Source organism: Methylobacterium phyllosphaerae (genome assembly GCF_001936175.1).
GTDB classification, from domain to species: Bacteria; Pseudomonadota; Alphaproteobacteria; order Rhizobiales; family Beijerinckiaceae; genus Methylobacterium; species Methylobacterium fujisawaense.
Genome location: NZ_CP015367.1, coordinates 4118372 through 4134465, shown reverse-complemented (window position 1 = coordinate 4134465; position 16094 = coordinate 4118372). Strand labels below are relative to the sequence as shown.

The window sequence follows — 16094 nt, the reverse complement described above, 5'->3', positions numbered from 1 at the left end:
TTTTCAGGCCGCCTCGAGCAACCGGCGGGCGATCACCTGGGCCTGGATCTCCGCGGCGCCCTCGAAGATCGAGAGGATGCGGGCGTCGCACAGGATCCGGCTCACCGGATATTCCAGCGCGAAGCCGTTGCCGCCGTGGATCTGCAGGGCGTTGTCGGCCGCCGCCCAGGCGACGCGGGCGCCCAGCAGCTTCGCCATGCCGGCCTCCAGGTCGCAGCGCTTGCCGGCATCCTTCTCGCGGGCCGAGAAATAGGTGAGCTGGCGGGCGATGTTGATCTCCACCGCCATCATGGCGAGCTTGTCGGCGACCCGCGGGAAGTTGACCAGCGCCTTGCCGAACTGGACCCGCTCCTCGGCGTAGCGCAGGCCGACGTCGAGGGCCGACTGGGCGACGCCGATGGCCCGGGCCGCGGTCTGGATGCGGGCCGATTCGAAGGTCTGCATCAGCTGGGCGAAGCCCTTGCCCTCGACCTCGCCCAGCAGGTTGCCGGCGGGCACCTCGAATCCCTCGAAGGCGAGCTCGTACTCCTTCATGCCCCGGTAGCCGAGCACCTCGATCTCGCCGCCCGACAGGCCCTGGACCGGGAACGGCTCCGCGTCGGTGCCCCGGGGCTTCTCGGCGATCAGCATGGAGAGGCCCTTGTGGCCCTTCTCCTCGGGCTTGGTGCGGACGAGCACCGTCATGATGTCGGCGCGGACCGGGTGGGTGATCCAGGTCTTGTTGCCGGTGATCTTCCAGGTGTCGCCGTCCTTCACCGCCCGCGTGCGGAGCGAGGCGAGGTCGGAGCCGGTATTCGGCTCGGTGAAGACGGCCGTGGGCAGGATGTCGCCGCTGGCGATCTTGGGCAGGAAGCGCTGCTTCTGCTCCTCGGTGCCGCCGCACAGGATCAGCTCAGCGGCGATCTCCGAGCGGGTGCCGAGCGAGCCGACGCCGATATAGGCGCGCGACAGCTCCTCCGAGACCACGCACATGGCGGTCTTCGGCAGGCCCATGCCGCCGTATTCCTCCGGGATCGTCAGGCCGAAGACGCCGAGCTCGGCCATCTTGGTGACGATCTCCATCGGGATGTAGGCGTTCTTCAGGTGCCACTCGTGCGCCTGATCGACCACTTCGGCCTTGCCGAAGCGGCGCATCTCGGAGCGGATCGCCTCCATGTCCTCGTCGAGGCCCGAGGCGCCGACCGTGGCCGAGCCGCTGCCGTCGCGCATCCGCGCCACCAGGGCGGCGCGGTTCTCGGGGGTGTTCCCCTCGGCGATCAGGGTCTCGACGGCGTCGGTGCGGTACTGCGCCACCTCCTTGGCGGAGAGGCCGAGCGAGCCGGTGAGGCGGACCATCTCGCCCTGGCTCATCGGGATGCCGGAGAACAGCTGGTCGAGATACTCGCCGGCGCCGATCCGGACGAGGAGCGACTCGGTCTCGCCGAACCGGCCCTCGGCCTGGAGGCGCTCGGCGTAGCCGCCGAGCTCGGCGACCGCCTCCGCGTAGGTCGCGAGCCATGCGAGCCCGTGGGCGGCGTGCTGCTCGCCCTCGAGCTTGGCCGCGTCGATCCGCCCGTCCGTTCCGAGGATCCGCGTGCGGACCCGGCGGGTCGCCTCCGCGACGAGGGCCTTGACGCTCTCGCCGGCGGCCCTGGCGAGGGTGGCGATATCCTGCGGCTCGGTCTGGATGGCGGGGGATGCGGACATGGTTTCCTGCTCGCGTGGCGTCTTCTTGGATCGGGTCTTTTAACCTGTCGCGGGCCGGAGCCGAAGCAGATTTCGTTTGGCTCGCCTTGAACTCAAGTTGAAGGCCGGAGCTCACGGGCCGATGCGCAGCCCATGAAAGTCAAGGCCGGGCCGGTGCGGCGATACGCGTCGGTCCCGACACTGATGATCCGTCCGCCGCCCTGCCGAAAGCTGTTCGCCAGACCGTGCCCGGCTCAGCGCCTCTGCTCGCAGCGCGTCTTCACGTAGGCCCCGTCCTCGCCCTTGAAGCCTGTACTGGCTGCCAGCACCGGGCCCTGAACGAGGCATTCCTGGAGCGTGTGGGCCGGCCCGGTGACCACGTCGAGGGCGGTCTCGCGGGAGCAGTCCGGGGCCTGGACGGAGGCGGCGCAGATGAGCGCGACGACGATGATCTGGTTCATGGGGCCTCCCGTATGGGCCCGACTCTCGAGACGGCGGGCGGCGTCTACCGAAAGATGGGCCGCCGGAACTGGTTCCATCGGCCCGGACGCCCGTCGTCGCGAGCGGAGCATAGCGATGACGGAGCGGGTCAAACCAGTGCGGTGAGATCCGCACCCGACTCGATCGCCTCCGGGCTGGGCACGCGTCCCTCGCCCAGCAGGTGCAGGAATGCCGTGAAGGCCGGGTTGCGGCCGATGCTGCAGGCGGCCACGGCCCGGTCTTGGCGAACATAATAGGCGATGAAGTCCAGCGCCGCCGGATCGCCCTGCAGGATGATCCGATCGAAATCCGGCGCGTAGCCGCCGTAATCCAGGCGCTTGTCGCCCTGGTTGCTCCAGAAGAACGGCGCGCCCGCGAAGGCGCCGGTGGCGCCCAGCATCGCCCGGGCGACGTGGGTGCCGTGCTGCTGTGCCAGACGCCAGTGCTCGATCCGGGCGGTGACGCCGCTGCCGCGCTCCGGGAAGGCCGCGATGTCGCCGGCGATCCAGACGTTGTCGGCGAGCTTCAGATCGGCGCCGACCGGGAGGCCGCCGGTCTCGTCCGGCTCCACCCCGGCGACGATCCCGGTCTCCGGCGCGGCGCCGGCGCCGATCAGCACGAGATCGGCCGGCAGCCGCGTGCCGTCCGCGGTCTCGACGGCCTCGACGGAGCCGGTGCCGGCGATCCGCGCGACCTTGCCGGTCACGAAGGTCACGCCGTTGCCGGCGTGGTAGCGCTTCAGCGCCGCGCCCACGGCCTCACCGAAGCGCTTGGCGAAGGGGATCTCCTCCCGCGCCAGCACCGTCACCGACAGGCCGCGCTTGGTCAGGAAGGCCGCGGCCTCCAGGCCGATGAAACCCGCGCCGATCACCACCACGCGCTTGGCCTGCTCCGCCGCGGCGCTGAGCCGCACCGCATCGTCGAGGCTGCGGAGCGTCATCACGCCGTCGAGATCGCGGCCGTCGAAGTCCGGCACCACCGCACGGCTGCCGGTGGCGATCAGCAGCGCGTCGCCGGTGAGCACCCGGCCGTCCGCCAGGGTGACGCTGAGGCGCGCCGGATCGATCCGGACCGCCTCGGCCTCGATCCGCTCGACCTGGTGGGCGGCGGAGAAATCCGGCTCCAGCAGGGTCTTCTCCGCCGGGGTGGGCTTGGCCAGGAACTGCTTGGACAGCTTGGTCCGGTCGTAGGGCGGGTGCCCCTCGTGGCCGACCATCGTGATCGCGCCCGCAAAACCCTCGCGCCGGAGCGTGGTGATGCAGGCCGCCGCCGCCGCCCCGGTGCCGACGATCAGGACCTGTCCGAGGGGCGTCCGGGCGTGCCGGGCCGGAGCGGGCTCGGGGGTCAGCGTCGCCACCGCCTCGCCGCCCTCGATCCGGACGGGATAGCGGGTCAGCGCCTCAAGCGCCGGCGGCTCCTCCAGGCTGCCGTCGGCGAGGGCGAAGGCCGCCTTGTGCCAGGGGCAGTAGAGCCGGCCGCCGCAGATCTCGCCCTTGGCGAGCGGCGCCCCGAGATGCGGGCACTTGGCCTGGAAGGCGCGCACGCCGTCGGCGTCGCGCACGAACAGCACCGCGTCGTCGCCCGCCTTGCCCTCGGCCTTGCCGCCGAGCGGGATCGCGTCGAGGGCGAGGCGGATCTCGCGGGGCTTGCCCGAATCCAGTTGTTCTTGGTCCATCCTCGCCTCGCCCGGTGCCGGCCCGTGCGCACCAAACCGCGAAGCCCCGAAGGGTTTCCGCGCCTTCCGTCGCAGGCCCGGCGCCTCAGCCCCGGCTCGCCACCGCCACGCCGAGGGCGGCGAGCGCCATGCCGGCGCCCTGCAGCGGGGTCAGCACCTCGCCGAACAGCAGGTAGCCGAGCACGGCCGCGACCGGGGGCACCAGGAAGAACAGGGCGGCGACGCCCGCCACCGCCCCCCGCCGGATCAGCACCAACAGCAGCAGGATCCCCGCGACCGAGTTGACCAGGACCGCCCAGCCGAGGCCGAGCCACAGGGCGGGGGCGGGGTCGAACGCGGTGCTGCCGAAGGCGAGCGCCAGCGGGATGGCGCAGGCCATGCCGCCGACGAACTGGAGGGTCGCGCCGGCCAGCAGATCGACCCGGCCGCCGGTGCGCTTCTGCCAGAGCGTGCCGAGGGTCAGCGCCAGCACCGCCAGGAGGCTGACGGCGAGCGCCAGCGGCGGGATCCCGGACGGGTCCGTGGCCCCGAGCTTCGGGGCGAGCACGAGGCCCGTGCCGACAAAGCCCATCATTATGCCCAGGGCCCGCCGCCCGCTGACGCGCTCGCCCAGCAGCGGCTGCGCCAGGAGTGCGGTGAGCAGCGGCTGGAGGCTGCCGACGAGGGCGGCGATGCCGGCCGGCAGCCCGTGGCTCACCGCCCAGAAGACCCCCGACAGGTAGACCCCCTGCATCAGGAAGCCCGCGATGACGGGGTCGCGCCAGCCCGCCCGGTCCCCGGGCCAGCGCACCCGGGAGGCCGTGGCGATCAGCGCCAGCACCAGGGCGACGGCCGTGAAGCGGATTGCCGTGAAGGCCAGCGGATCCACGTGCGGCACCACCGCCCGGGCGGAGATGAAACCCGTGGCCCAGATCGGGATGAACAGCGCCGGAAGGGCGCCGGCCGCGAGCGGCGACGGGCGTGAGAGCGTAGGCATGTCCGCCGGACGGAGCATGCCGGCGCGCCGGGCGCAACGGTGATCGCGCCCGCCCGCCGGAGCGCGGCGGCCACCGGGGGCCGGCGTGGCGCGGACGCGTCACCGGGCGGCGATCGGGACCGGATCCGGCCGGCGGCGTTGACGCGCGGGTGCCGGCACCGTTCATCGGCGGGCCTCTCCCCGGGGAGGATCACGAGATCGAGGATCGTTGGACACCCGTGAAACCTCTCCGCAGCGGATTGCAGATCATGGGCGTCGCCGCGCAGCGCTTCGTCTCCCATGACGGCTGGGCGATCGCGAGCCACATCGCGCTCTCGAGCCTGACCTCGCTGTTCCCGTTCCTGATCCTGCTGGCGGCGCTGGCCGGCCTGTTCGGCACGCAGTCGCTTGCCGACGAGGCCGGGGTGCTGATCTTCGACGCCTGGCCCCGGGAGATCGCCAAGCCGATCGTCGGCGAGGTCCACCGGGTGCTCACCGAGCAGCGCAGCGGCGTGCTCACGCTCGGCGCGCTGTTCGCCCTGTACTTCTCCTCCTCGGGGGTCGAGAGCCTGCGGGTCGGGCTGAACCGGGCCTACGGGCTGCGCGAGAGTCGGCCCTGGTGGCTGACCCGCCTCGAATCGATCGGCTATGTGATCTGCGGGGCGTTCGCGATGCTGGCCTTCGCGCTGCTCGTGGTGCTGGGGCCGCTGATCTGGCGCAACGTCGTCCTGGTGGCGCCGGGGCTGGAGCCCCTGAGCCTCACCGTGGCGATCGGGCGGATCGCCGTGACGGCCCTGCTGCTGACCGTCGTCCTGGTCATCGCCCACAAGTTCGTGGCGGCCGGACGGCGCTCGATCCTGTCGGTGCTGCCGGGGATCGGGGTGACGCTGGTCCTGTGGTTCTTCGCCGGCCTCGGCTTCGGCTACTACCTCGACCGGTTCTCCAACGCCTACGCGTCGACCTATGGGGGTCTGGCCACCGCGATGGTGTTCCTGGTGTTCCTCTACTGGCTCGCCGCCATGTTCCTGTTCGGCGGCGAGATCAACGGCACGGTGATCGCCGCCCGCCGCAGCCGCCTGCAGGCGAAGATGCTGGCCCGCCGGGCCGAGAGGGAGGGACGATGGACCGGATCGAGCACCTGACGATCCGCGCGAACGGCGCCGATCTGCATGTGGCGCGCTGCGGCACGGGCACGCCGCTGCTGCTGCTCCACGGCTGGCCGGAATTCTGGCTGACCTGGGAGCCCGTGATGGCGCGCCTGGCCGCCCGCCACACCCTGATCGCCCCGGATCTGCGCGGCTTCGGCGACAGCGACAAGCCCGCGGGCGCCTTCGGCCCGCCGGAGCAGGCCGCCGACATGGTGGCGCTCCTCGACGCCCTCGGGATCGACCGCGCCGGCATCGTCGGCCACGATGTCGGCGGAGCGGTGATCCAGACCCTCGCCCGGTCTCACCCGGAGCGGTGCGCCGGCCTGTTCCTGTTCGACTTCGTCTATCCGGGGATCGGCCCCCGGCTCGGGGCGCCGGACCGCCTCACCGAGATCTGGTACCAGTCCTTCAACCAGATGGACCTGGCGGTGACGCTGGTGGGCGCCAGCCGGGAGAGCTGCGCCGCCTATATCGGCCACTTCCTGCGCCACTGGTCGCACCGGACGGACGCGTTCGACCCGGTGCTGGACGCCTTCGTGGACAATTTCCTGAAGCCCGGAAACCTCGCGGGCGGCTTCGCGCATTACCGGGCCGCCCATGCCGGGCGGATCGCGATGCTCAAGGGCGAGGCCCCGGCCCTACCGCCGATCGGCGTGCCGACCTGCGTGCGCTGGGCCGAGCACGACCCGATCTTTCCCTTCGCCTGGACCGACCGCCTGGGCGAGACCTTCTCGGATCTCGATCTGGCGCTGTTCCCGGGGGTGGGGCACTTCCCCCACCGGGAGGATCCCGACCGGGCCGCCGCGGAGATCGCGGGGTTCTTCGCGCGGATCGGGTGGGCGTGAGGGCGTCCCCTCCCCGCACGGGGAGGCGGACGGCGTGCGCGCAGCGGCGCCCGGGCAGCCTCACGCGGCCAGCGCCAGCCCCTCGTCCTCCTCCGCCTCCGCCGCCATGAACTGGGCCCGGGCGAGCTCGGCGAAGCGCCCATTCTGCCCCACCAGCTGGTCGAAGGTGCCGGCCTCGACGATCCGGCCCTCGTGGAACACCAGGATGCGGTCGGCGTCGCGGATCGTCGCGAGGCGGTGGGCGATCACGAAGGTGGTGCGGCCCTCCATCACGGTCTCCAGGGCGCCCTGGAGCTTGCGCTCGGTGGCCGCGTCCAGCGCCGAGGTCGCCTCGTCGAGGATCAGGATCGGCGGGTTCTTCAGGAGCGCCCGGGCGATCGAGAGCCGCTGGCGCTCGCCCCCCGACAGCGACCGGCCGCGCTCGCCGATCACCGTGTCGAGCCCGGCGGGCTGGCGCGCCATGAAGGCACTGGCCTGGGCGCGCTCCAGGGCGTCGAGCATCTCGTCATCCGTGGCGTCGGGGCAGCCGACCTGCAGGTTCTCGCGGATCGAACGGGCGAACAGCATCGGCTCCTGGAACACCACGCCGATGTTGTGGCGGAGGGACGACAGGCCGACGTCGCGGATGTCCATCCCGTCGATGCGGATCGCGCCGGCGGCCGGGTCGAAGCTGCGGTGCAGGAGGCCGAGCGTCGTCGACTTGCCCGATCCGGTGGTGCCCACCAGCGCGATCGTCTCGCCGGGCTTCGCCGAGAACGAGACGCCGTCGAGCGCCTGACGCCGGCCATCGTACGAGAAGGCGACGTCCTCGAAGGTGACCTCGCCGGCAAAGCGCGCCACCTGCCGGGCCTGCGGCCGGTCGGCCACCGCCGGGACGGTGTCGTAGATCTCGAAGAACTCGGCGATCTTGGGCGCCTGCTGGAACAGGCCGTTGACGAAGCCGACCACGTGGTCGAGGCGCGCCACGAAGGCGGTGGCGAGGCTCATGAAGGCCACGACCTCGCCCACCGTGGTGGTGCCGGCCTGATAGAGCCAGATGCCGGTGACGAAGATCGCCGTCATGGTGATGGTCGCCGAGGCGCGGGTCGCCACGTTGGCGAGCGCCCACCAGGACAGGACCGGGATCTGCGCGGCGAGCAGGTTGGTGATGATGCCGCGCATCGCGTCCTTCTCGGCCTTGGCGCGGGTGAAGGACTGGATCACCGCGACGTTGCCGAGCGCGTCCGAGGCGTGGGCGGCCAGACCCGAGTTGAACTCCTCGACCTGCCCCTGGAGCGCCTCGGTCCGGCGCATCACGAAGGTGGTGAGCGCCGTGAAGGCCAGCACCAGCACCACCAGGATCGAGCCGAGCTGCCAGTTGATCAGGAGGGTCATCGGCAGGAGCACGCCGAGCGAGACCAGGGCGACGAGGTGGTCGCGGAAGAAGCCGAGCCAAAGCCACGCCATGCCGTTGGTGCCCTCCAGCATCGCCTTGAGCACCCGGCCGGAATGGTTGGCCGAGTGGAAGGCGAGCGGCAGGTCGAGGACGTGCTCGAAGTAGCTCGCCATCGACGACAGGCGGTTGCGGTGGGCGAGCCGGTCGGCGTGGAGCGCGATGAACACGCCCGCCGCGATGGTGAAGAAGCCGAACGCCACCCAGGCGGCCAGCAGCGGCAGCATCGTGCCCATGGCGTCGCCGCCGCGCTTGAGATGGGTCAGCTGGTCGATGATCCGCCCCATCAGCAGGGGCTCGGCGAAGGCCGCGATCGCCAGGACGACGTTGGTTGCGGCCAAGCCTATGGCCAGCCGACGCTCCGCCTTCAGGAAACCCAGGACCCGCCCGTACAGACGAACCATCGTACCGCTCCGCCACCCCTGGCGCGGCCCGTGTGACCCGGGTCTCACGCCGTCTCTGACGGGTTCGCACGGCCGGCTTCAGCGCCGAATCCGGGTCAAACCCCTCTTGGGAAACGGGTATGCCAGCGCCCGCCTGAACGGGCGATGACGGACTGATACAGGTTCGAAACAGTCGCCTTTACGGTCCGTTCAGCCCGATGCCCTAGACTCGGCACGGGCCGCTTGCGTCGCGGATGCGAGCGCGGTGCAGCTCTGTCCGGAAAGCCCGTCGGGTCATCGTCCCATGGATCTCGCAACCGGTGTCGGACTGCTGGGCGGCGTCGGCGTGGTGTTCACGCTGATCATGATCGATGGCGGCAACTTCGCCGCCTATTTCGACAAGCATGCGGTCATCGTCATCTTCGGCGGATCGGTCATGGCGACGATCATCCGCTTCCCCTTCGCCACCATCGCCCACGGCCTGCCGATGGGCCTGCGCTACGCCTTCACCATGCGCGCGGTGAGGCCGCATGACCTCATCGAGGAGATCACCACGATCGCCGAGGTGGTCCGCAAGAGCGGGCCCATGGCCCTGGAGAACGTAGAGATTTCCGACCCCTTCCTGGCGCAGGGGGCCCGCTACGTCGCCGACGGCTACGACCGCGAGTTCATCCGCGACACGATGGAGCGCGACCGCGACAACTTCCTCATGCACCTCGACGAAGGCTCGAAGATCTACCGCGCCTTCGGCGACTGCGCCCCGGCCTGGGGCATGATCGGCACGATCCTCGGCATGGTGACGATGTTCGCCAACATGTCCGATCCCTCGAAGCTCGGCCCCGCCATGGCGACCGCGCTTCTGGCCACGCTCTACGGCGCGCTCATCGCCAACCTCGTGGCCCTGCCGATCGCCGACAAGCTGCACGTGAAGCTGGAAGAGGAGGACGTCTCCCGTTCGCTCATCATCGACGGCATCCTGATGATCCGCGACCAGAGGAGCCCGACCCTCGTCCGCGAGATGCTCGTCGCCTACCTGCCGCACCACCACCGCGGGTCGTTCGAGGAGGCGGCCGCGTGACCGCCCGGACAGCCCCGGCGGAGCGCCCGCGGATGGCATGACATGGCCAGGAAGAAGCGCGGCGGCGCGCATGGCGGCCACGGCTGGTTCGTCACCTTCGCCGACCTGATGGCGCTGCTGATGAGCTTCTTCGTGATGATCGCCGCGTATTCGACGCAGGACCAGAAGAAGATGCAGATGGTGGCGGGCTCCATGCGCGACGCCTTCGGCGTGAACACGGAGTCCAAGTTCGCCGGCATCATCGAGACCGACGGCCTGCCGGCCGCCGACCACGTGAAGCACCTGCGCGACATCCCTCCCGAGCAGGCCACCGACCGGACCACGCCGCCGCGGCTCGACAAGAGCAGCGAATTCGGCCTGACCGACACCGGCGAGCCGGAGAATTTCGGCCTCGCGGCCGCCTCCCTGCGGCAGGCCCTGCGGAGCCTGCCGGACTTCGCCGAAGTGTCGAAGAACGTCGTGATCGCCCGGACCGAGCAGGGGCTCGACGTGTCGATCGTCGACCAGGACGGGCGCTCGATGTTCCCGGAAGGCTCGACCCGGCCCAACGACCGCACCCGGCGCCTGCTGGAGAAGCTCGGCCCGGCCCTGCGCCAGATGCCGAACCGGATCGCCGTCACGGGCCACACCGCCACGGACCGCCCCGGCCGGCGTCCCGCCGCGCCCCCGTGGGACTTGTCGGCGGGCCGCGCGGTCAGCGTCCGGGAGATCCTGGCCGGCGCCGGCGTTCCGGACGACCGGTTCGCCACGGTCGCCGGCAAGGCCGACACCGAGCCGATGTTCCCCGACAACCCCTACATGCCCGCCAACCGGCGCGTGACGGTGACGCTGCTCAAGGAGGCCCCGCCGGTCCCGAACGTGAAGGGATTGCCGTGAAGGCGCCGGGCCCGCCGGTCAACCGCTTCTATCGGGCGGTGAGCAGAGCCCAGTAGACCTTGTACTTCGAGCCCGGGGCGTAGGCGGTGGCGATTCCCATCCGGGTCGCTTCGGGCGCCAGCATGGTGGCGTCGTGGGGCGGGCTCTCGCGCCAGCCGGAGAAGGCTTCGGCCAGGGTGTGGTAGCCGGCCGAGAGGTTGGCGTTCACGTTGGCGTAGCCGAGCCGTTCCACGGCGGCCTTGACGGTCTGCGCCCGGCTCGGCCGGTCGGCCAGGGCCATCGCGGCCGCCTCGGCCTCGGCCAGGCGCTGCAATTCGGGATCGACCGTCAGGGGCGGCGCGCCGCGGTTGCGGCGGTAGGACGAGATCATGTCGCGGGCCGCCGCGACGTCGATCTGCGCGCTGTTGCTGGCGAGGGGCAGGTAGATGCTCGGCAACGCCGCGGTGCTCGGCGCCTGGGTGGCGCAGCCGCCGAGCAGGGCTGCCGCGGTCAGCGCCGCCGAGCCCGTCGCGCGACCCAGCATCCTGCCCGTGATCCGGCCGAGCCCGCGCCCCGCATGCCGACCGTCCCGATCGCGTCTCGTCACGACTTACCCATCCCTGCGACGGTCGAGCCGCCCCGGCGGCATATAGGCGCTGCCGGGCCGTCGCGCATCGGACGATTAGGGCTTCCTCAAAGACCTGTCGTCTAAACGTGCACCGACCTCACGACCGAGCGTTCCCTGACCATGCTGGAGACGCCCCGCGATCGCGCCGTCGATGGGCCTGCCGGCCCGTCGGCCCAGGCCGAATCGGCCACCGATCCCGACGCCGCGGCGACGCTCGCGTTGCAGCAGGCGATCATCCGTGCGCAGGCCGGCCTGCTGGCGCGTCAGGAGCGTTCCCTGGCCGCCGCCGGGACATGGCTGTGGTCGTGCCGCCTGGATGACGGCGCCCTCGATTGGTCCGGGGGAGTCCACGATCTGTTCGGCATCCCCCGGGGCGCGGCGCTGCACCGCCCGCGGATCCTGGAATTCTACGAGCCGGCCTCGCGGCGGCTGCTGGAGTCGATCCGCCGCCGGGCCATCGCCGGGCACGCAAGCTTCCGGCTCGATGCCGAGATCCGCACCGCCTGCGGCCGGCCGCGTTGGATCCGGATCCGCGCGGCGGTCGAGACCGAGGGCGGACGGCCAGCCCGGCTCTTCGGAACCAAGCAGGACGTCACCGAGGAGATCGCCCGGCTGGCCGAGCTGAGCCGGCGCGCCGACCGCGACCCTCTCACCGGACTGGCGAACCGCCACGCCTTCGAGGCGCAGTTCGACGCCGGATCGTCCGGCGCCGGACCGGATCCCCTCGGTGCCCTGATCCTCATCGACCTCGACGGGTTCAAGCCGGTCAACGACCTCCATGGCCATATCGCCGGTGACCAGTGCATCCGGCGCTCCGCCGCGCGGCTCGCCGCCATCTGCCGGGACGCGGCCCTCGTGGCGCGCATCGGCGGCGACGAATTCGCCGTGCTCCTGCGGGCGCCCGTGGATCTCCGCGCGCTGGCGGAGTGCGGCCGGCGCATCGTCGCCGCCCTGAGCCGGCCGATTCCGTATCGCGGACAGATGGTGCGGATCGGCGCCTCCGTGGGCATCGCCCTGGAGGTCAAGACCGGCATCGCGACGGGCGGCAGCCGGACCCGGCTGTTCGAGCGGGCGGATGCGGCGCTCTACGCCGCCAAGGATGCGGGCGGGAACGCCGTCCGCATCGCCGTCGGGAGCGGCTAGTCAGCCGCCTGCGCTCCGCAGGCTGCGGTCGCGCGGAACCCGGGCCGAGTCGCCCCCCTCCGGGACATCCGTCGGCTGGATGAAGCGGCTGGCGATCTCGCCCATGGCGCTCTGCATCGTGTCGAGGCCCTGCACGGTGACGATGCTGGAGCCGGGCCCGAGCGGCGGGATGAAGCCCGCCTCCGAGAGGGTCGAGAACACGGAGAAGTTCAGGTCGGTCACCACCTTCTGGCCGAGGCTCACGTCCACGATCCAGACGAGCAGCTCGAATTCCAGGAAGGGATCGCCGATCTTCTTGAACACCACGCGGGGCGCGGGCTCCTTCAGGACGTCGGAATGGCCCTGCGCGCAGGCCGCGATCATCTCGGCCGCACGGACCGGGTCCTGGTTGCGCAGGACGCTGACCGTGATGCTGACGCGCCCCGTCCGGTCGCCCCGCACCCGGTTCTTCACCACCCCGGAGATCAGGTTCGAGTTCGGCACGATCACGGCCGAGCGGTCGAAGGTCTGGATCTCGGTGGAGCGGACCGAGATCCGCTTCACGATGCCCTCCTGATCGCCGATCACCACCTGGTCGCCGACCCGGATCGGGCGCTCCCACAGGAGCAGCAGCCCGGAGACGAAGTTGTTGACGATCGACTGCAGGCCGAAACCGATACCCACCGACAGGGCGCCGGCCACGATGGTGAGCTTCTCCAGGCTCAGGCCCAGATACGAGAAGGCGAGCGCCAGCGCGATCAGGAAGCCGCAATAGCCCGCCACCGTGGTGATCGAGTTGCGCAGGCCCGCATCGAGGTCCGTGGCCGGCAGGTAGGTGTTCTCCAGCCAGCGCTGCACGCCGCGGGTGATGAACACGCCGACCACCAGGATGCCGATCCCGAAGGCGATGCTGGACAGCGAGATCGTGACGTCGCCGACCTTGAAGCCGAAGAAGGCCTGCCGGACCGAGGAGACGATGTCGGTGGAATCCAGGCCCCAGGGCGCCAGCACGAGGATCGCGGCCGCGAGGAACAGGACGAGCCGGGCGGCGCCGGTCGCCAGGACAGAGATCTGGTTCAGCGAGCGCTTGCGCAGGCCCGTATTGGCCTGGAGCGTGGTGGCGAGCCGGGTCTCGTCGCTGAGCGCGCGGCCGACGAAGATGTCGACGCTCTGGACCAGCAGGTAAAGCAGGACCAGGACGCTGGCGTCCCAGATCAGCTGGTCGATCAGGAACGCCGCGAAGGCGACGTAGCCGACCAGCGCGCCGAGGCCGATCAGCGCCACCGCGGCCCAGCCGAGCAGCCGCGCCGGCCCGCCGATGCCCGTGGTGGTCTTGGTCGGCACGTAGGGGCCGAAGCAGGCTTCCTCCTCCTGCTCGGTATCGGCGAAGCGGTGGAGGCCGACAGCCAGGATCAGGGCCGTGGCGACCGCCCCGATGCCCCGCGTGGCGATGGAGATCGGCAGGGCCGCCGAGATCCCGGAATTCAGGGCCTCCACGGACTTCACCACGGTGATCACCGTGGCGATGCCGACCGCGAGCCGGGTCAGGCGCGTGGCCGCCGCATCGCTCACCGGGGCCGGCCGCCACGCCGGCTTCTCGGGGCTGAGCAGCCCGTCGCAGAGGGCCTCCACGAAGGCGATGAAGGCGAGCCCCCCGAGGATCGCGGCGGCCACCGGCAGGAGCCGGGACGGCAGCAGGTTGGTGGCGTCCAGCGCGTAGTAGACCGCGTAGGACCCGGCCACCGCCGGCACCGTGCCGAGCAGGATCACCCGCCAGGCGGCGAGCATCACGGCGCGCCGCGACGGATCGGTCCGGGCGGCGTCCCGGCGGGCGCCCTTGGGGGCGATGTTGCGCCGGCCGAAATACAGCGCCACCGAGATCCCGAAGGCGAGCCCCAGGAACAGCAGGTTGGTGAGGCTGCCGTTGCGCGAGAACAGCAGCCCGATATCCGAGACGGCGCTCTGCAGGGCGCGCGTGTCCCGGGGCACGTCGCCCATCACCTTGGTCCAGAGGCCGGGGCCGACCAGGGGCTGGGAGCGCTGGAGCAGGTCGCGGGTGAAGGATTCGCGGCGGCGGTTCGAGACCCGGTCGACGATCTGATCGCCCTGCACCACCAGGGCGCGGGCGAGGCGCTGGGTCTCGTCGATGCGGGTGACGGCGGCCTCGCGCTCGCCGCGCTCGGCGGCGACATCGGCGCTCTCCTGGGTGTCCTTCGGCTTCGGACCGAGCTGGGCGAGGCGCTCGCGCGCGGCCTCCAGCGGCGCGTCGAGCCGGGTGACCAGGGTGCGGATCTCGTCGGTGACCGTGACGGCGCTGTCGCGGATGGCCGTGAGGTCGGCCACCGTCAGGTCCGTATGCCCGAGCTGCTTCTCGCGGGCGTCGAGCTCGGCCTTGGCGGCGTCGAGCTTGGACCGGACCTTCTTGAACTGCTCGGGGATCTCGGCCTTGGCGGCCGGCGGGGCTGCGGGCTTCGCGTCGGACGGCTTCGCGCCGGTCGCCTGCGCGTCGGGCGCCTTCGTGTCCGGCGCCTTCGTGTCCGGCGCCTTCGTGTCCGGCGCCTTGCCGTCCGCGGGCTTGGCCTCGGGCGCGGGCTTGGCGTCCGCGGGCTTGTGATCCGCGGGCTTGGCGGCGGGCGCCGGATCCTGGGCGAAGGCCGGCAGGGTCAGGGCCGCCGGGGTTGCGAACACCAGCGCGGCGAACAGAACGAGCAGGCGGGACAGGCGCGACGCGCCTTCCGGCTTCCGGATCCGCGCTGGGATATGATGCATGAGCAACCTCTCGTCGGGCGCACGGCGGCCGGCCGGGGTCCGGCATCGGCGAATCGGCGGCGATCGGGGACCGGGCGGGCCTCCTGGCGGCCGGGCGCTCTGGGCGAGCAATAGGGCGAAAGCGTGCCCCTGCCCACCCCGGCGCCGGATCCGGCGCCAGCCGGCCGCTGTGGGTGCGTCCCCGCGGCCCATCCGGAAAAGCTTCACAAGGGTGTCACGCTGGGATTAGATGAACACCTGATGGACAGGGCCTTTTCGTCGCTACGCGAAAGGGCGCGGCCGGTGGCGATGCCGGCCCGGCCCGGCCGCGTTCCGGATGCTACCGCATCGACCGGCGCCCCCGCGCGCCGGCCCGCCGCCCTGTTGTTCCCTCCGCCTCTCCCGTCAAGCCGTCGCTCCGCGCGCCGGCTCGTCCTGCATCGGCCGCGGGCCGGTTCGGACGGGCCGGCGGGGCGGCGGCCTGGTCCCGCGCGTTCTCCGCGCCAGAGCTAGTCCGAAGAGTCGCGCCGATGATGGATCTCCAAACCCTCGTCCTCAACGCGGATTATCGGCCGCTCTCGTACAATCCGCTCTCCCTCTGGTCGTGGAAGGACGCCTTCACGGCCCTGTTCCTCGACCGCGTCACCCTGGTGGCGAGCTACGACGTCGAGGCACGGTCGCCCTCGCGCTCCCTGCGGGTCCCGAGCGTGGTGGCGCTGAAGAACTACGTGGCGCTGGCCCGCAGCCCGGCCTTCACCCGCTACAACATCTACCTGCGCGACGGCTTCAGCTGCCAGTATTGCGGCCTGCGGCTGCCCTCGGGGGGCCTGACCTTCGACCACGTGGTGCCGCGCTCCCGGGGCGGGCTGTCGAGCTGGGAGAACGTCGTGGCGGCCTGCTCGCCCTGCAACCTGCGGAAGGCCAACCGCACGCCGGCCGAGGCGGACATGCCGCTGATGACCGAACCCCGGCGGCCGACGCGCTACGAGCTGCACCACCGGCAGCCCGAGTTCGACCACCGCCAGTACCATCACACCTGGCTCGATTACCTGTACTGGGACAGCGAGCTGGAGAACTGAG

The 16094-nt window shown here is 71.4% G+C and carries 13 protein-coding genes; 6 read left to right on the top strand and 7 right to left on the bottom strand.

Going from position 1 to position 16094, the window contains the following annotated elements:
* Positions 1-3 precede the first annotated feature (3 nt).
* From MCBMB27_RS18805 to MCBMB27_RS18790, 4 genes are all read right to left on the bottom strand, one after another.
* Positions 4-1686, bottom strand: coding sequence for an acyl-CoA dehydrogenase family protein (locus MCBMB27_RS18805; protein WP_075381037.1), 1683 nt, complete (start codon positions 1684-1686; stop codon positions 4-6).
* Between the two features lie 233 nt (positions 1687-1919).
* Complete coding sequence (locus MCBMB27_RS18800; RefSeq protein ID WP_043357188.1) at positions 1920-2126, bottom strand: hypothetical protein; 207 nt, start codon at positions 2124-2126, stop codon at positions 1920-1922.
* Between the two features lie 128 nt (positions 2127-2254).
* Positions 2255-3820 carry an FAD-dependent oxidoreductase gene (locus MCBMB27_RS18795; RefSeq protein ID WP_236952746.1) on the bottom strand — a complete coding sequence of 522 codons (1566 nt, stop codon included), beginning with the start codon at positions 3818-3820 and terminating at the stop codon, positions 2255-2257.
* 85 nt (positions 3821-3905) lie between these two features.
* Entirely contained in the window at positions 3906-4796 is an 891-nt protein-coding gene (locus MCBMB27_RS18790) for a DMT family transporter (protein WP_391526794.1), read from the bottom strand.
* Positions 4797-5044: 248 nt separating this feature from the next.
* Here MCBMB27_RS18790 and MCBMB27_RS18785 point away from each other — a divergent pair, with 248 nt between their 5' ends.
* Together MCBMB27_RS18785 and MCBMB27_RS18780 are read left to right on the top strand one after the other, a co-directional pair.
* Positions 5045-5917, top strand: a complete 873-nt coding sequence (locus MCBMB27_RS18785) for a YihY/virulence factor BrkB family protein (RefSeq protein WP_043384854.1) — start codon at positions 5045-5047, stop codon at positions 5915-5917.
* Positions 5896-6768, top strand: a complete 873-nt coding sequence (locus MCBMB27_RS18780; RefSeq protein ID WP_075381036.1) for an alpha/beta fold hydrolase — start codon at positions 5896-5898, stop codon at positions 6766-6768. Before MCBMB27_RS18785 ends, MCBMB27_RS18780 begins: the two co-directional genes overlap by 22 nt.
* A 60-nt stretch (positions 6769-6828) precedes the next feature.
* On the opposite strand, the gene MCBMB27_RS18775 is transcribed toward MCBMB27_RS18780, so the two are convergent.
* Positions 6829-8604, bottom strand: a complete 1776-nt coding sequence (locus MCBMB27_RS18775) for a glucan ABC transporter ATP-binding protein/ permease (protein ID WP_043351464.1) — start codon at positions 8602-8604, stop codon at positions 6829-6831.
* 283 nt (positions 8605-8887) lie between these two features.
* Between MCBMB27_RS18775 and MCBMB27_RS18770 the strand changes: the two genes are divergently transcribed.
* Entirely contained in the window at positions 8888-9661 is a 774-nt protein-coding gene (locus MCBMB27_RS18770; RefSeq protein WP_043384792.1) for a motility protein A, read from the top strand.
* Between the two features lie 42 nt (positions 9662-9703).
* The gene (locus MCBMB27_RS18765; protein ID WP_075381035.1) at positions 9704-10537 is read left to right on the top strand and encodes an OmpA/MotB family protein; all 834 of its coding nucleotides are present in this window, start codon (positions 9704-9706) and stop codon (positions 10535-10537) included.
* Between the two features lie 28 nt (positions 10538-10565).
* Here MCBMB27_RS18765 and MCBMB27_RS18760 read toward each other — a convergent pair whose 3' ends face one another.
* Positions 10566-11060 (bottom strand): CAP domain-containing protein, encoded by a 495-nt coding sequence (locus MCBMB27_RS18760; RefSeq protein ID WP_043384797.1) that lies wholly within the window; start codon positions 11058-11060, stop codon positions 10566-10568.
* A gap of 204 nt (positions 11061-11264) precedes the next feature.
* Here MCBMB27_RS18760 and MCBMB27_RS18755 point away from each other — a divergent pair, with 204 nt between their 5' ends.
* On the top strand, positions 11265-12287 hold the full coding sequence (locus MCBMB27_RS18755) for a diguanylate cyclase domain-containing protein (RefSeq protein ID WP_043759623.1): 1023 nt from the start codon (positions 11265-11267) through the stop codon (positions 12285-12287).
* Here the strand turns inward: MCBMB27_RS18755 and MCBMB27_RS18750 are convergent, their stop codons facing one another.
* On the bottom strand, positions 12288-15035 hold the full coding sequence (locus tag MCBMB27_RS18750; protein WP_075381034.1) for a DUF3772 domain-containing protein: 2748 nt from the start codon (positions 15033-15035) through the stop codon (positions 12288-12290).
* Between the two features lie 509 nt (positions 15036-15544).
* Here MCBMB27_RS18750 and MCBMB27_RS18745 point away from each other — a divergent pair.
* Positions 15545-16093 carry an HNH endonuclease gene (locus MCBMB27_RS18745; RefSeq protein ID WP_043346385.1) on the top strand — a complete coding sequence of 183 codons (549 nt, stop codon included), beginning with the start codon at positions 15545-15547 and terminating at the stop codon, positions 16091-16093.
* Position 16094 lies beyond the last annotated feature (1 nt).

Coding starts and splice junctions, on each gene's coding strand:
- MCBMB27_RS18785 (WP_043384854.1), top strand. CDS start 5,045: ATGGGCGTCGCCGCGCAGCGCTTCGTCTCCCATGACGGCTGGGCGATC.
- MCBMB27_RS18790 (WP_391526794.1), bottom strand. CDS start 4,796: ATGCCTACGCTCTCACGCCCGTCGCCGCTCGCGGCCGGCGCCCTTCCG.
- MCBMB27_RS18755 (WP_043759623.1), top strand. CDS start 11,265: ATGCTGGAGACGCCCCGCGATCGCGCCGTCGATGGGCCTGCCGGCCCG.
- MCBMB27_RS18760 (WP_043384797.1), bottom strand. CDS start 11,060: ATGCTGGGTCGCGCGACGGGCTCGGCGGCGCTGACCGCGGCAGCCCTG.
- MCBMB27_RS18780 (WP_075381036.1), top strand. CDS start 5,896: ATGGACCGGATCGAGCACCTGACGATCCGCGCGAACGGCGCCGATCTG.
- MCBMB27_RS18750 (WP_075381034.1), bottom strand. CDS start 15,035: ATGCATCATATCCCAGCGCGGATCCGGAAGCCGGAAGGCGCGTCGCGC.
- MCBMB27_RS18800 (WP_043357188.1), bottom strand. CDS start 2,126: ATGAACCAGATCATCGTCGTCGCGCTCATCTGCGCCGCCTCCGTCCAG.
- MCBMB27_RS18795 (WP_236952746.1), bottom strand. CDS start 3,820: ATGGACCAAGAACAACTGGATTCGGGCAAGCCCCGCGAGATCCGCCTC.
- MCBMB27_RS18770 (WP_043384792.1), top strand. CDS start 8,888: ATGGATCTCGCAACCGGTGTCGGACTGCTGGGCGGCGTCGGCGTGGTG.
- MCBMB27_RS18775 (WP_043351464.1), bottom strand. CDS start 8,604: ATGGTTCGTCTGTACGGGCGGGTCCTGGGTTTCCTGAAGGCGGAGCGT.
- MCBMB27_RS18765 (WP_075381035.1), top strand. CDS start 9,704: ATGGCCAGGAAGAAGCGCGGCGGCGCGCATGGCGGCCACGGCTGGTTC.
- MCBMB27_RS18805 (WP_075381037.1), bottom strand. CDS start 1,686: ATGTCCGCATCCCCCGCCATCCAGACCGAGCCGCAGGATATCGCCACC.
- MCBMB27_RS18745 (WP_043346385.1), top strand. CDS start 15,545: ATGATGGATCTCCAAACCCTCGTCCTCAACGCGGATTATCGGCCGCTC.